This is a genomic window from Pseudomonas sp. VMV1 (genome assembly GCF_056790235.1).
On sequence record NZ_JBXGSE010000003.1, the window covers coordinates 419,119 to 433,155 of the forward strand.

General features: G+C 66.0%; 10 protein-coding genes and 2 pseudogenes. 9 read left to right on the forward strand and 3 right to left on the reverse strand.

From position 1 onward, the window contains the following. The first annotated feature begins 134 nt into the window (after positions 1-134). From algB to ACUCV0_RS12020, 3 genes and pseudogenes are all read left to right on the forward strand, one after another. On the forward strand, positions 135-1,484 hold the full coding sequence (gene algB, locus ACUCV0_RS12010; RefSeq protein WP_482212798.1) for a sigma-54-dependent response regulator transcription factor AlgB: 1,350 nt from the start codon (positions 135-137) through the stop codon (positions 1,482-1,484). After that, a pseudogene (locus tag ACUCV0_RS12015) lies at positions 1,481-2,797 on the forward strand (KinB sensor domain-containing domain); the annotation flags it as partial. The gene algB and the pseudogene ACUCV0_RS12015, both read left to right, overlap by 4 nt. Positions 2,798-2,962: 165 nt before the next feature. Next, positions 2,963-3,271 (forward strand): annotated as a pseudogene (locus ACUCV0_RS12020) (sensor histidine kinase); the annotation flags it as partial. A 515-nt stretch (positions 3,272-3,786) separates the two neighbouring features. On the opposite strand, the gene ACUCV0_RS12025 reads toward ACUCV0_RS12020, so the two are convergent. Genes ACUCV0_RS12025 through ACUCV0_RS12035 form a run of 3 tightly spaced genes read right to left on the reverse strand, consistent with a single transcriptional unit; the run spans position 3,787 to position 7,082 of the window. Continuing rightward, on the reverse strand, positions 3,787-5,259 hold the full coding sequence (locus ACUCV0_RS12025; RefSeq protein ID WP_482212799.1) for an FGGY family carbohydrate kinase: 1,473 nt from the start codon (positions 5,257-5,259) through the stop codon (positions 3,787-3,789). Positions 5,260-5,299: 40 nt separating this feature from the next. Further along, positions 5,300-6,256, reverse strand: coding sequence for a transketolase C-terminal domain-containing protein (locus ACUCV0_RS12030; protein ID WP_313649268.1), 957 nt, complete (start codon positions 6,254-6,256; stop codon positions 5,300-5,302). Continuing rightward, on the reverse strand, positions 6,246-7,082 hold the full coding sequence (locus ACUCV0_RS12035) for a transketolase (protein ID WP_482212800.1): 837 nt from the start codon (positions 7,080-7,082) through the stop codon (positions 6,246-6,248). The genes ACUCV0_RS12030 and ACUCV0_RS12035 overlap by 11 nt, the downstream gene beginning before the upstream one ends. Positions 7,083-7,418: 336 nt before the next feature. On the opposite strand from ACUCV0_RS12035, the gene ACUCV0_RS12040 reads away from it, so the two are divergent. From ACUCV0_RS12040 to ACUCV0_RS12065, 6 genes are all read left to right on the forward strand, one after another. After that, a complete protein-coding gene (locus ACUCV0_RS12040; RefSeq protein WP_434775396.1) occupies positions 7,419-8,414 on the forward strand; it encodes an ABC transporter permease in 996 nt (331 codons plus the stop codon). A gap of 56 nt (positions 8,415-8,470) precedes the next feature. Beyond that, positions 8,471-9,403 carry a substrate-binding domain-containing protein gene (locus ACUCV0_RS12045; RefSeq protein ID WP_313649269.1) on the forward strand — a complete coding sequence of 311 codons (933 nt, stop codon included), beginning with the start codon at positions 8,471-8,473 and terminating at the stop codon, positions 9,401-9,403. 102 nt (positions 9,404-9,505) lie between these two features. Beyond that, positions 9,506-11,011 (forward strand): sugar ABC transporter ATP-binding protein, encoded by a 1,506-nt coding sequence (locus ACUCV0_RS12050; protein ID WP_271653517.1) that lies wholly within the window; start codon positions 9,506-9,508, stop codon positions 11,009-11,011. A 14-nt stretch (positions 11,012-11,025) separates the two neighbouring features. After that, positions 11,026-11,790 carry an SDR family oxidoreductase gene (locus ACUCV0_RS12055; protein WP_271653516.1) on the forward strand — a complete coding sequence of 255 codons (765 nt, stop codon included), beginning with the start codon at positions 11,026-11,028 and terminating at the stop codon, positions 11,788-11,790. A 54-nt stretch (positions 11,791-11,844) separates the two neighbouring features. After that, positions 11,845-12,645, forward strand: coding sequence for an SDR family oxidoreductase (locus tag ACUCV0_RS12060; RefSeq protein WP_271653515.1), 801 nt, complete (start codon positions 11,845-11,847; stop codon positions 12,643-12,645). Positions 12,646-12,970: 325 nt separating this feature from the next. Continuing rightward, a complete protein-coding gene (locus tag ACUCV0_RS12065) occupies positions 12,971-13,921 on the forward strand; it encodes a sugar-binding domain-containing protein (RefSeq protein ID WP_313649271.1) in 951 nt (316 codons plus the stop codon). Positions 13,922-14,037 lie beyond the last annotated feature (116 nt).

The following is a 14,037-nucleotide window of genomic DNA, read 5'->3' on the forward strand; positions in this document are numbered from 1 at the left end:
TGCACGATGGCTACAAGACCGCAAATGGATCATCCAGTAGCCCTGCGGATTGCAACTTGCACGATGTATCATGGACTAACTGCCAGCCCTGTCCTTTAGTGCGTTTCGGCCCTTTGGCCCGGAGTTCTCCCGTCATGGAACAAACCAGCGGTCGCATCCTGCTCGTGGACGACGAAGCCGCCATCCTGCGTACCTTTCGTTTCTGCCTGGAAGACGCCGGCTATAGCGTCGCCACGGCCAACAGCGCGGCCCAGGCCGAGGCCCTGCTCTTGCGGCAGGTCTATGATCTCTGCTTTCTCGATCTGCGCCTGGGCGCGGACAACGGTCTGGACGTCCTGCAGCAGATGCGCATCCAGGCGCCCTGGATGCGGGTGGTGATCGTCACCGCCCACTCGGCCATCGATACCGCCGTGGATGCCATGCAGGCCGGCGCCGCCGACTACCTGGTGAAACCCTGCAGCCCCGATCAGCTGCGCATGGCCGCGGCCAAGCAGCTCGAATTCCGTCAGCTCTCGGCGCGCCTGGAAGCCCTCGAAGGCGAGGTGCGCAAGTCCAGCGCCGGCCTGGACTCGCGCAGTCCGGCGATGATGAGCATCCTGGAGACCGCCCGGCAGGTCGCCACCACCGATGCCAACGTGCTGATCCTCGGTGAATCCGGCTCTGGCAAGGGCGAACTGTCCCGGGCCATCCACGCCTGGAGTCGGCGCGCCAAGAAGACCTTCGTCACCATCAACTGCCCGTCGCTGTCCGCCGATCTGATGGAAAGCGAAATGTTCGGCCACACCCGCGGTGCCTTCACCGGGGCCAGCGAGAGCACCCTCGGCCGGGTCAGCCAGGCCGATGGCGGCACCCTCTTTCTCGACGAGATCGGTGACTTCCCCCTGGCCCTGCAGCCCAAGCTGCTGCGCTTCATCCAGGACAAGGAATACGAACGCGTTGGCGATCCGGTGACACGCCGTGCCGACGTGCGCATCCTTGCCGCCACCAACCGCAACCTGGAACAGATGGTGGCGGAAAACGAATTCCGCGAAGACCTGCTCTATCGTCTCAATGTCATCGTGCTCACCCTGCCGCCACTACGCGAACGCAAGGAAGACATCGTCGATCTCGCCGAGCGATTCCTCGCCCGCTTCGTCAAGGATTACAACCGTCCTGCCCACGGCTTCAGCGAGGCGGCCCTGGAAGCCCTGCGCAACTATGGCTGGCCGGGCAACGTCCGTGAGCTGCGCAACGTCATCGAACGCGCCAGCATCATCTGCGGCCAGGATCTGGTGGACGTCAGCCACCTGGGCATGGGTGACAGCCCGGCCAACAGTGGCGCCGCCAGCGCCCCGCGGGTCGGCGAGGCGCTGAGCCTGGAAGCCCTGGAACGGGCCCACATCGCTGCGGTGATGGCTACCAGCGAGACCCTCGACCAAGCCGCCAGGACCCTGGGCATCGATGCCTCCACGCTCTATCGAAAACGTAAGCAGTACGGGCTATGAAACTGCCGATCAAGCTGCACACCCGCCTCTTCCTCAGCATTTCCGCGCTGATCGCCGTGGCCCTCATCGGGCTGCTGGTGGGACTGGTCAGCGTCCTGCACCTGGCTCGCGAGCAGAGCGTCCAGACCCGCAGCAACCTGGACTTCATCAACCTGACGCTGAACATGCGCCAGGAGCTGAGCAACAGCCTGTTCCAGATGCTCGATGGCGCTCCGGATCCGCAATCCCTGGTCGCCGCCCAGCAACGCTTCGAGCAGAACCTGCAGCTGGTCCAGGGCGAGATGCACAAGCCCGAGCAGCTGGCCGTGCTGGAAGACGTCAAGCGTCGCTATGAGCGCTTTGCCGATTACCTGCGGTCGCCGCCGGGCGGTTACAACCAGTTGCGCGCCGATCCGGGTTTCCAGCAGACCCTCGACGCTCTGCGCAATAGGATCTACGACCTGCAGAAAAGCTATGTGGTGACCCTGGAGCGCATGCAGGACGAAGCCCATGATCGGGCGGTGATCATCGCCATGCTGCTGGCGCTGATCGGCGTGGCCATCCTGGTCACCGGGGTGGTGACCGCCAACGGCATCGCCAAGCGCTTCACCGGTCCCATCGACGGCCTGGCCAAGGCCGCGGAGCGCATCAGCCAGGGCAATTTCGACGTCCAGCTCCCCACCTCCCAGATCGCCGAATTCACCCTGCTCAGCCGTCGCTTCGGCAACATGGCCCAGGCCCTGCACCGCCTCAGCCAGACCAATGTCGAGGCCCTGGTGGCCGGGCAGCGGCGCCTGCAGGCGGTGCTCGACAGCATCGACTACGGCCTGGTGATCCTCGATCCCCAGGGCAACATCGAGCACGCCAATCCGGTGGCCTGCCGCCAGCTGGGCTGGAACGAGAACCACCTGGGCGAATCCCTGATCGCCGCCCTGGAACGGCCGGAGATCGAGGCCAGCGTGCAGCGGGTATTGGCCGGTGGCGCGCTGAATGCCGCCCCGGAAGACCTGGAGATCCGGGTCGACGACGAGGTTCGGCTGCTGGCCTGGAGTCTGACGCCGGTGAACCACGCCGATGGCCGCAGCGTGGGTGCGCTCATGGTGCTGCGCGATGTCACCGAACAGCGGGCCTTCGATCGGGTACGCAACGAGTTCGTCCTGCGCGCCTCCCACGAATTGCGCACCCCGGTCACCGGCATGCACATGGCCTTCGGTCTCCTGCGCGAGCGCCTCAAGGTGGCACCGGAGTCACGCGAGGCCTATCTGCTGCAGACGGTGGACGAGGAGACCCATCGGCTGGTGCAGCTGATCAACGACCTGCTGGACTACTCCCGTCACCAGAGCGGCCTGCAGCGCCCGGAAAAGCTGCCGAGCGAAATCGCCGAATTGCTCGAAGAGGCCCGCGGCCGCCATGCCGACGAGGCCCGCGAGCGCGATGTCGAGCTGGCCGTCGAGTTGCTGCATACGCCGCTACCACGGGTCAGCCTGGATCCCAAGCAACTGGGCCGGGTGTTCGACAACCTGCTGAGCAATGCTCTGCGCCATACCCCGGCGGGCGGGCGCATCGTCATCCAGGCCTTGCGCCAGAACGACCAGCTGCTGATGGCGGTGCAGGACAATGGTGAAGGTATCGCCTATGCCCAGCAGGGCCGGGTGTTCGAGCCCTTCGTACAGATCGGCAGCCAGAAGGGCGGCGCCGGCTTGGGCCTGGCCCTGTGCAAGGAAATCATCCGCCAGCACGGTGGCCGCATCGGCGTGGTCTCCCGCCCCGGTCAGGGCACCCAGATCTTCATGACCCTGCCGACCTGAGCCACCCCCATGGATGGCCGTAGGTTGGGGTGAAGGCAGCACCTCGTCACGATGCCCCAGTGGAAAAGGCTGCGCCGTTTTCCACGCTACGGTGGCCGGTAGGTTGGGCTGAGCGCAGCGAAGCCCAACGGTGTCCCGATCGAATCCGCGTTGTTGGGCTTCGACGATAGAGCCGCCTCGACCCAACCTACGATCTAGCCCCCTCTCCTTTTTGGAAAGGGTTGGGGTGAGGACGCCCCTCGGCACGACGTACCTGCTCGTAGGTTGGGTTGAGCCCAGCGAAGCCCAACGGTGCCCAGGTCGAATCCGCGTTGTTGGGCTTCGGCGATGGAGCCGCCTCAACCTACGGTCTAGCCCCTCTCCTTTTGGCAAAGGGTTGGGGTGAGGTCGCCCCTCGGCACGACGTACCCGCTCGTAGGTTGGGTTGAGCGCAGCGAAGCCCAACGGTGCCCAGGTCGAATCCGCATTGTTGAGCTTCGCCAATGGAGCCGCCTCAACCCAACCTGCGGCCTTGTTTACAGCAGCGTTCGCGCCAGGGCCTGGCGCCAGCCGGCGTACAGCTCGGGCACGGCATTGGCACGGGGCTCGTAGCGCCGCCGCGGGCGTTCCAGATCCCCCAGTGCCGCGGCGTCCTGCCACCAGCCGAGGGCATGACCGGCCAGATGAGCGGCGCCCAGCGCCGAGACCTCCGGCGACAGGCTGCAGATCACCGGACGCTGCAGGAGATCGGCCTGGAATTGCAGCAGCCATTCGTTGCGCGTGGCGCCGCCATCCACCCGGAGTTCTTCCAGGGGCGTCGGACTGTCCTGCTGCATGGCGTCGAAGACATCGCGGATCTGGTAGGCGATGGCTTCCAGGGCCGCGCGCATCAGGTGCGCCCGCCCGCAGTTCTCACCCAGACCGCAGAACAGTCCACGGGCTTCGGCCCGCCAGTGCGGGGCGCCAAGGCCACCCAGGGCCGGGACGAAGTAGACGCCACCGTTGTCCGGCAGCGCCGCGGCTTCGGCGGCCAGCACATCCAGGTCCCCTGCACTGCCCAGCAGGCGAGCCGTCCAGCCGACCGCGGCGCCGGTGTGGACGATGTTGCCTTCCAAGGCAAAGGTCGGAGTATCCCCCAGGCGCCAGGCCAGGGTGGTGGCCAGGCCATGGGCGGACACCACCGGCTCGGCGATGGGTGTCATCAGCGAAGAACCGGTACCCAGGGTGGCCTTGACCTTGCCCGGGACGAAACCGCCCTGACCGAACAGGGCCGCATGGGAATCGCCGATCATCGCCAGGATCGGCAGACCGGCTGGCAGGGGGCCCTGGGCGCGGGTCTCGCCAAAGTAGCCGGCACTGGGTCGGATCTCCGGCAGCGCCGCCCGGGGAATGTCGAAGAGGCTCAGCAGCTGCGGGTCCCAGTCGCCGCCTCGCAGGTCGAGCAACTGGGTACGGGCCGCATTGGCCGCGTCGATGAGAAAGCTCGTGCCACCGCTGAGTTGCCAGAGCAGCCAGCTGTCCACGGTGCCCAGGCAGATTTCGCCCGCGGCGGCGCGGGCCGTGCCGTCGGGGATCTGATCGAGTAGCCAGCGCCACTTGCCGGCGGAAAACATCGGGTCCAGCGCCAGACCGCTGCGCTGCAGGATCGCCTCGCCGTGACCGGCAGCATGCAGGGCCTCGCACTGCGGCTGGGATCTCTTGCACTGCCAGCTCACCAGCGGACCGAGCAACTGGCCGCTACGGCGCTCCCAGGCCAGGGCGGATTCGCGCTGGTTGCTGATGGCGATAGCCGCCAGGGGTGCGTCCACCTGGGCCAGGCAGTCACCGATGGCACCCTGCAGGGCCTGCCAGATGGCCAGGGGATCCTGCTCGGCATAACCCGCCTGCGGATGCTGGACCGTGAGCGGCCGGGAACCGCGGGCCACGACCCGACCGGCACGATCCACCAGGATCGCCTTGGCATTGGTGGTGCCCTCGTCGAGGGCGAGGATCAGCGGCTCGGCGGCCATGGCAGCTCCTGTTGTTCTTCTAGTTCCGCACGCCTGAGGTTCAGCTCAGGCGCTGCACCGCCGCAACAATGCCGGCGGCATCGATGCCATGTTTGGCGCGGGTCGGCCCGCGAGCCCCGGCGGCAGCATACTCGCCATCGGCGATGCCCAGGCGGATCAGCGGCACGCCCAGGGCGGCCTCGGCCATGACCTCGGCCACCAGGCTGCCCACCCCGCCGTTGGCATTGTGCTCTTCCACCGTGACGACGCCCGTGCGAGTGGCGCAGAGGGCTTCGAGCAGCGCCTCGCGCCGCAGCGGACGGATCGACGACAGGTTGATCACCTGGGCGCTGATGCCCTGCTCGGCCAGCAACCGGGCGGCCTCCACCGCCTCGTGGACCACCGAGCCCAGGGCCACCAGACTGACGTCATGCCCGGGTAGCAAGACATCCACCTGACCGGGGGCGAAGCGATAGTCGGGTCCGTGCAGATCCGGCAGCGCCTTGCCATCCAGGCGGATATAGACCGGGCCGTCATGGGCCAGGGCATGCTCGACGATCTGCCGGCACTCGGCGCCATCGGCCGGGGCATAGATTTCCACATTACCGAAGCCGCGCATCACGGCGATGTCGTCGAGGCTGTGGTGGGTGCTGGCCAGGGGACCGTAGCTGGCCCCGGCGTTGAGGCCGAACATCTTGACGTTGGCCCTGTTGTAGCAGACGTCCACCTTGACCTGCTCGTTGGCACGAGAGATCAGGAAGGGCGCGGCGTTGCAGGTCACTGCTACCTTGCCGGCGAGACCCAGGCCAGCCGCCACCCCGACCAGGGTCTGCTCGGCGATGCCGACGTTGACCAGGCGCTCGGGGAAGCGTTTGACGAAGGGGCCGATCTTGGCCGTGGAGGTGGAATCGCTCACCACCGGCACCAGGTCGACGCCGGCGTCCACCGCGGCGATGAAGGCCTCGACCATGACGCTGGCGAGATGGGCTTCGCCCGGGGTCTGGGTATCAGTGGCCATGGTCGAGCTCCTCCAGTGCAGCGGCGATCTCGTCGCCCTTGGGCACCCGGTGGTGCCATTCGGGTTTGCCTTCGATAAAGGAAACCCCCTTGCCTTTCACGGTATTGGCGATCAGTACCTGGGGCTGCCCGCGGTGTTCGCGTAGGGCTTCCAGGGCCTCCACCAGCTGGGCGACGTCGTTGCCGTCGCACTCGACCACATGGAAGCCGAAGGCGCGCCACTTCTCGGGCAGCGGCTCCAGCGGCAGGATCTCGGCGGTAGGGCCGGCCAGTTGCAGGCGGTTGTGGTCGACGATCACCGTCAGGTTGTCCAGCCGATACTTGGCGGCGGTCAGCGCCGACTCCCAGTTGGAGCCCTCGCCCAGCTCGCCATCGCCGGTCAGCACATAGACGCGGCGCGGACTGCCGTCGCGCTGGGCGGCCAGGGCGATACCGGTGGCTACCGGCAGGCCATGACCGAGGGCGCCGGTGTTGAGTTCGATGCCGGGGGTCTTCTGCCGCACCGGATGACCCGGCAGGTGGGAATCGAAGTGCTGGTAGGTGTCGAGCCATTCCGGCGGAAAGTAGCCAGCTTCGGCCAGGCAGCAGTAGAGGCCGCCGACGCCGTGGCCCTTGCTCTGGATATAGATGTCGCGCTGAGGATCGGCGAGGCGTTCCGGAGCGACGTCGAGCAACCGGAAATAGAGCGTGGCGAGGATGTCGGTCTCCGACAGGTCGGCCCCGGTATGGCCGCCGGCCGGCGAGGCGGCGTTGAGCTGGATGACGCGCCGGCGGATCAGCCGGGCCTTTTCGCGAATCTGCGCGACGTCGTACTGGAACGGATTCATCAGGCGACCCCCTCGGGTATCCGAAGCTGCGATAGAGCAGACGCCTGCCAAGGTTTCAGTGGGCGTCTTATGAATATTTATTCGTCACTGAAAATATATTTATCATTTAGACCTCAATCCAGGGGGCCGTCAATAGCGACGGAGCGACGTTATCGTCGGGCGGAGCCGATAGGATGCGCGGCTGTATGCGGGATTGCCGAGGCCATCGCGTTAAGAAAGCGGCAATGAAAAGCCGCTTGACTTCCACCCAGAACAGGGGGAGTCTGAATTAAAAATCAGGCACGCATAAATATTCAAGCGAGCCATACACAAGAACAATAACCCCAGGAGAAGCTCGTGGACGCCAAAGCCCCGACCGCCTCGCCACCCGCCAAGCCCCTGGCCCGCCTGGCACTGCGCCTGCCGCGCAACGTCGGTGGTCCGTTGATCGGACTGGCGCTGCTGATCGCCGTGTTCTCCTTTGCCTCGGAGTACTTCTTCTCCCTGCGCAACGCCCTCAACATCCTCGACCAGGTGACCGTGCTCGGCATCCTGGCCATCGGCATGACCCTAGTCATCGTCATCGGTGGCATCGACCTCTCGGTGGGCTCGGTGCTGGCCTTCGCGATGATGCTGCTGGGCTGGCTCTACCAGGACATGGGCTGGTCGCTAGGCCTGGCGATTCCTGCCGCCATCCTCGGCGGCCTGGTGTGCGGCCTGGTATCAGGATTGTTGATCGCCAAGGCACGGCTGCCCGCCTTCATCGCCACCCTGACCATGATGTCGGTGGCTCGGGGCCTGGCCAACATCCTTACCGACGGCCGCCAGATCGTCGGCTTCCCGGACTGGTTCACCAACCTGGCCACGGTGCGGCACTTCGGCTTCCTCTCGGTCACCGTCGGGCTGTTCCTGCTGATGCTGCTGGTGGCCTGGGTCTTCCTGCGCTTTCGCGCCGGTGGCCGCAACCTCTATGCCATGGGCGGCAGCGCCGAGGTGGCACGGTTGTCGGGCATCAAGGTACGCACCCTCACCATCTGGATCTATGCCCTAAGCGGTGCCCTGGCCGGGCTGGCCGCGGTGGCCATGGCCGCGCGGCTGGATTCATCCCAGCCCAGCGCCGGCCTGTCCATGGAGCTGGATGCCATCGCCGCGGTGGTGATCGGCGGCGCCAGCCTCAGCGGCGGCGTGGGCAGTGTCGGCGGCACCCTGGTGGGCGTGCTCATCATCGGCGTGCTACGCAATGGCCTGAATCTGCTGGGGGTCTCGCCCTTCGTGCAGCAGGTGATCATCGGCATCGTCATCGCCCTGGCCGTCACCCTGGACACCTTGCGCCGCCGTAACGGGCAGCGCTGAGTTAGCTCTGCTTCGCGTAGACACCGCAGTACAACAATAACAACGGAGTGCAATCCATGCTGACCCCCAAGAAGCTATTGCTCGGTACCCTGTTCGCCGCCATAACCTGTGCCGGTGCCCTCAATGCCCAGGCCAAGGAACTCACCGTGGGCCTGGCCGTGGCCAACCTGCAGGCCGACTTCTTCAACCAGATCAAGCAGGCCGTCGAAGCCGAGGGCAAGGCCAAGGGCATCAAGGTGATCACCGTGGACGCCCAGGGCAACTCGGCGACCCAGGTCAACCAGATCCAGGACCTGATCACCCGCCAGGTAGACGCCCTGATCTACATTCCGGCCGGCGCTACCGCCGCCGGCGTCCCGGTCAAGGCGGCCAAGGCCGCCGGCATCCCGGTGGTGGCAGTGGACCGTAATGCCCCCGACGCCCCCGGTGACACCTTCATCGCCAGCGACAGCGTCGCCGCCGCCCGCACCCTGGCCGAATACGTCGGCAAGGTCACCGAAGGCAAGGGCCGCGTAGCCATCCTCCAGGGCCAGATCGGCACCACGCCGGAAAACGATCGCGCCAAGGGCTTTTCCGAAGGCCTGGCCAAGTTTCCCGAGTTGAAGGTGGTTGCCCAGCAGCCTGCCGAGTGGGCCCAGGACAAGGGCTTCGCCGTGGCTCAGGACATGCTCCAGCGTGATCCCAACATCAACGTCTTCTTTGGTCGCGCCGACGCCATGGCCCTTGGCGCTGCCCAGGCGGTCAAGGTGGCCAACCTCGATCATCCGGTGACCATCGTCGGCTTCGACGGCGACGTGGCCGGTCTCAAGGCGGTGGCCGCCGGCACCCTGTCCGCCACCATGACCCAGCAGACCCGCAAGATGGGTCGCATGGCACTGGAATCGGCGGTAGCGCTCAAGGAAGGCAAGCAGCTGCCCAAGGAGCAGTTGCAGGAGGCGATCCTGACCACCAAGGACAACGTCGCCCCCTTCATCGAGAACCATCCGTAACGGTGGGACTGGCCAGTGGCGGGCAGCGCCCGCCGCATCCAGCCCATGCCTTATGTGCCTTGCAATGGAGGCACCGGTTCAGCTCCCCCCTTCGGAGGCCCCATGTCCGCCGTCATGCCCCTGGAACAGCCCGCCGCCCTCAGCCTGAGAAACATCGGCAAGAAATACGCCGGCATCGAGGTGCTGGCGGGGGTAGACGTCGACATCCAGCCCGGTGAAGTCCTGGCCCTGCTCGGCGAGAACGGCGCTGGCAAGTCCACCCTGTCCTCCATCATCGCCGGCCTGGTGCCGCCGGAAGCAGGTGGTCGCATGACCTGGCTGGGTCGGGACTACGCTCCGGATTCCCCCGGCGCCGCCCTGGCTGCGGGCATCGGCCTGATCCACCAGGAGATCCGCCTGCTGCCGGAGCTGACCATCGCCGAAAACATGTTCGTTGGCCGCCTGCCCATGCGCGGCGGCCGCATCGATCGCACCTTCATGGAGACCGAGGCCCAGCGGCAGCTGGATCGCCTGGGGCTGAAGGTACCCGCTACACGCACCGTGGCCGGCCTCAGCGTGGCCGCCCAGCAGCTGGTGGAAATCGCCAAGGCGCTGACCCTCAAGGCGCGCCTGCTGATCCTCGACGAACCCACCGCAGCGCTCGGCGGCGAAGAGACCGAACTGCTGTTCGCCCAAGTCGAGCGGCTCAAGGCCGAAGGCGTCTCCTTCATTTACATCAGCCATCGCCTGGAAGAAATCGCGCGGATCGCCGACCGGGTGCTGGTGTTGCGCGACGGGCGCCAGATCGCCCTGCACGCCACCGCCCAGGTACCGGTGCGGCAACTGGTGGAAGAGATGGTCGGGCGCAGCGTGGAGCGCATCTTTCCGGCCATGGCGGCGCCCGCCGCCCGCGAGGTGCTCCGGGTGAAAGGCCTGAGCTGCCGCGAAATGCCGCTCAAGGACATCGATTTCAGCGTGCGTGCCGGCGAGGTGTTTGGCGTGGCCGGGGTAGTCGGCGCCGGTCGTACCGAGCTGGTCCGCGCCATAGCCGGCGCCGCCGAACAGGTCACCGGCGAGCTGGCGCTGGAAGGCCAGACCTGCCGCTTCGCCTCGCCCTTCGACGCCATCCGCGCCGGCATCGTACTGGTCCCCGAGGATCGCAAGCAGCAGGGTGTGGTGGTCGACCATGCCATCGAGGAAAACCTCATCTATGGCAATACCGACCTGCTCTCCGGTGGTGGCTGGGTCTCTCCCAGCGGCCTGCGTGCCTTCGCCCGCAAGGCGGTGGCGCGCCTCGGTGTCAAGGGTCAGCCGGAGCAGGCCATCGCCGCCCTCTCCGGTGGCAACCAGCAAAAGGTGATCATCGCCAAGTGGCTGGCGCGCAATCCCAAGGTCTTCATCCTTGACGAGCCCACCCGCGGCATCGACGTCGGCGCCCGGGCCGCCATCTACCAGGTGATCGCCGAACTGGCCGCCACTGGCATGGCGGTGATCGTGGTCAGCTCGGATCTGGACGAGGTACTCGGCCTGTCGCACCGGGTCATGGTGATGAGCCGTGGCCAGCAGATGGGCATTCTCGAACGTGAACAGGCCACACCCGTGGCCGTGATGGAACTGGCTACCGCCTGACTAGGAGTTCTCCAATGCGTCTCTTCGATCTCGGCGGCCAGACCGCCTTCGTCACCGGTGCCGGCAGCGGCATCGGCCAGGCCATCGCCGTCGGGCTCGCCGAGGCCGGCGCCAACGTGGCCTGCTTCGACCTGCCCGGTAGCCGCGACCTTGCCGGCACCGTCGAGCGCATCCAGGCCCATGGCCGCCGCGCCCTGGCCCTGGAAGGCTCGGTGACCAGCGCCGCTGACCTGGAAGCCGCCGTGGCCCGCACCGAAGTCGAACTCGGCCCCCTGAGCCTGGCCGTCAACAGCGCCGGCATCGCCAACGCCCAAGCGGCCGAGGAGCTGGAGCTGGAGCGCTGGCAGCGCATGCTCGACATCAACCTCACCGGCGTGATGCTCAGCTGCCAGGCCCAGGCGCGGGTCATGTTGCCGCGCGGCAAGGGTGCCATCGTCAACATCGCCTCCATGTCCGGCAGCATCGTCAACCGTGGCCTCTTGCAGGCCCATTACAACACCTCCAAGGCCGGGGTCATCCACCTGACCAAGAGCCTGGCCATGGAATGGGCCGAGCGCGGCATCCGGGTCAACTGCATCAGCCCCGGCTACACCGCCACCCCCATGAATACCCGTCCGGAGGTGGCCGACCAGGTCAAGATCTTCGAGCAGACCACCCCGCTGGGCCGCATGGCCGAGGTGGAAGAAATGGTCGGCCCAGCGATCTTCCTGTGCAGCCCTGCCGCGTCCTTCTGTACCGGCGTCGACCTGATCGTCGATGGCGGTTTCGTCTGCTGGTAACAACCCGCTGGCGATCACGCGCGCCGGATCGCCAGCCGCTCTAGGAGGTTTCACGTGGAACGTCGCTTCGCTGGTCAAACCGTAGTGATAACCGGCGGTTGCCGGGGCATCGGCGAGGGTATCGCCGAACGCTTCGGTCGTGAGGGTGCCAATCTGGTGCTGGTGTCCAATGCCGAGCGGGTGCATGAGACCGCTGCACGGCTGGTGGCCGATACCGGCGCCGAGGTCCTGCCGCTGGTGGTGGACATCACCGACGAGGCGGCGGTGGCCGACCTCTATGCCCAGGCCGAAGCCCGCTTCGGGCGCATCGACGTCTCGGTGCAAAACGCCGGCATCATTACCATCGATGCCTTCGACCGCATGCCGCGCGAGGACTTCGACCGCGTCCTGCAGGTCAACACCACCGGCGTCTGGCTGTGCTGCCGCGAAGCGGCCAAGCGCATGGTCGCCGCTGGCCATGGCGGGCGGCTGATCAACACCAGCTCCGGCCAGGGTCGCCAGGGCTTCATCTACACGCCTCACTATGCGGCGAGCAAGATGGGCGTCATTGGCATCACCCAGAGCCTGGCCCACGAACTGGCGCGCCATGGCATCACGGTCAATGCCTTCTGCCCAGGCATCATCGAAAGCGAGATGTGGGACTACAACGACCGGGTCTGGGGCGAGATCCTCTCCACCCCGGAAAAGCGCTATGGTCAGGGCGAACTGATGACCGAATGGGTCGGCAACATCCCCATGAAGCGCGCCGGTACCCCGGCCGACGTGGCCGGCCTGGTGGCCTTTCTGGCTTCGGCAGACGCGGCCTATATCACCGGCCAGGCCATCAATGTGGATGGTGGCCTGATCATGTCCTGAGCACCGGTTGATAAGGGCTGCGGCCAGTCAAACAGCTCTTAGAGGCCGTTCGGATGCACCTTACCCTTCACAAACGCTGCCTCCTTGGGTCTTTTCATTCTGTTCGACACTCGCTCGCAAGCTAATGAGCAGGCCTGCGACGTTTCTCCAGCGCCTGGGCTGCAAAAGCCTTGGCGCTGAAGGGCAGGCTGAGCAAAAATAGCGGGAAAATGCGCCTTTCTAACAGGTACGTGCCTGCTTTTCGGTGGTTCGTCGCGACCCGAGGACCTCTCGGTTCGGGCCGGCAGCCGCGAGTGCGGCGTATCCGCTGGTACCGGGAATCTGGATGAGTAACCTCGAAGAACAACGCCTGCTGACCAAAATCGCCTCGCTCTACTATGAAGAAGGGCTCAAGCAGTCGCAGATCTCCGCTCAGCTCGACCTATCGCAATCCTTCGTCAGCCGCGCCTTGAGTCGAGCGCTCAAGGAGGGCATCGTCCGTATCTCGGTACAGCGGCCGCGCAACTTCCATCTCGAACTGGAACGTCAGCTGCAGCAGCGCTACGGTATTCGCCAGGCTATCGTGGTTGAGCCCACTGGCGACGACGAAGAAGCCATCAAGCAGGCCATCGGCTCGGCCGCCGCCCACTACCTGGAAACCAGCGTCACCGAGCGCGACCATATCGGTATCTCCTCCTGGAGCTCCACGATCCGCGCCATGGTGGGCCACATGCACCGTGGCAGCAGTCGCCAGGGCGCGACCGAAGTGGTGCAGCTGCTGGGCGGCGTCGGCAACAAGGGCGCCTTCGAGGCCACCCTGCTGACCCAGCAGCTGGCCAATCTGCTGGGCTGTCCCGCCTATCTGCTGCCGTCGCAGAGCATCGAGCACTCACCGGAAAGTCGTCAGCGCATCCTGCAGCTGGACGAGGTGCGCGAGGTCACCGAGCGCTTCGCCCGACTTACCGTGGCCCTGGTCGGCATCGGCGAGCTGGAGCCCTCGCAGCTGCTACGCAACAGCGGCAACTACCATGGCGAAGCCATGCTGGAGGTGCTCGCCGCGCGGGGCGCAGTGGGCGACATCTGCCTGAGGTATTTTGACGCCCAGGGCCGCCCGGTGCTGGACGACAGCGAAGAAACCGTGGTCTCGGTGAGCCTGCCGCAGTTGCTGAAGATCGACCGCGTCGTCGGCCTCGCCGGCGGCCTGCGCAAGGTCAACGCCATCCGTGGCGCCCTGCAGGGCGGCTATCTGGATGTATTGGTGGTCGACTTGCGCACCGCACTGGCGCTGGTACCTTGATCCGCACACGTTACTGCCAGAATCAGGCATTCAGGCGCTAGATCCTGCCAAATACCCCTTGTAAAAAGGAAATATTTGGCAACATTCAGCGGGGGTTGCTCCGTAAGCTGTAGGAC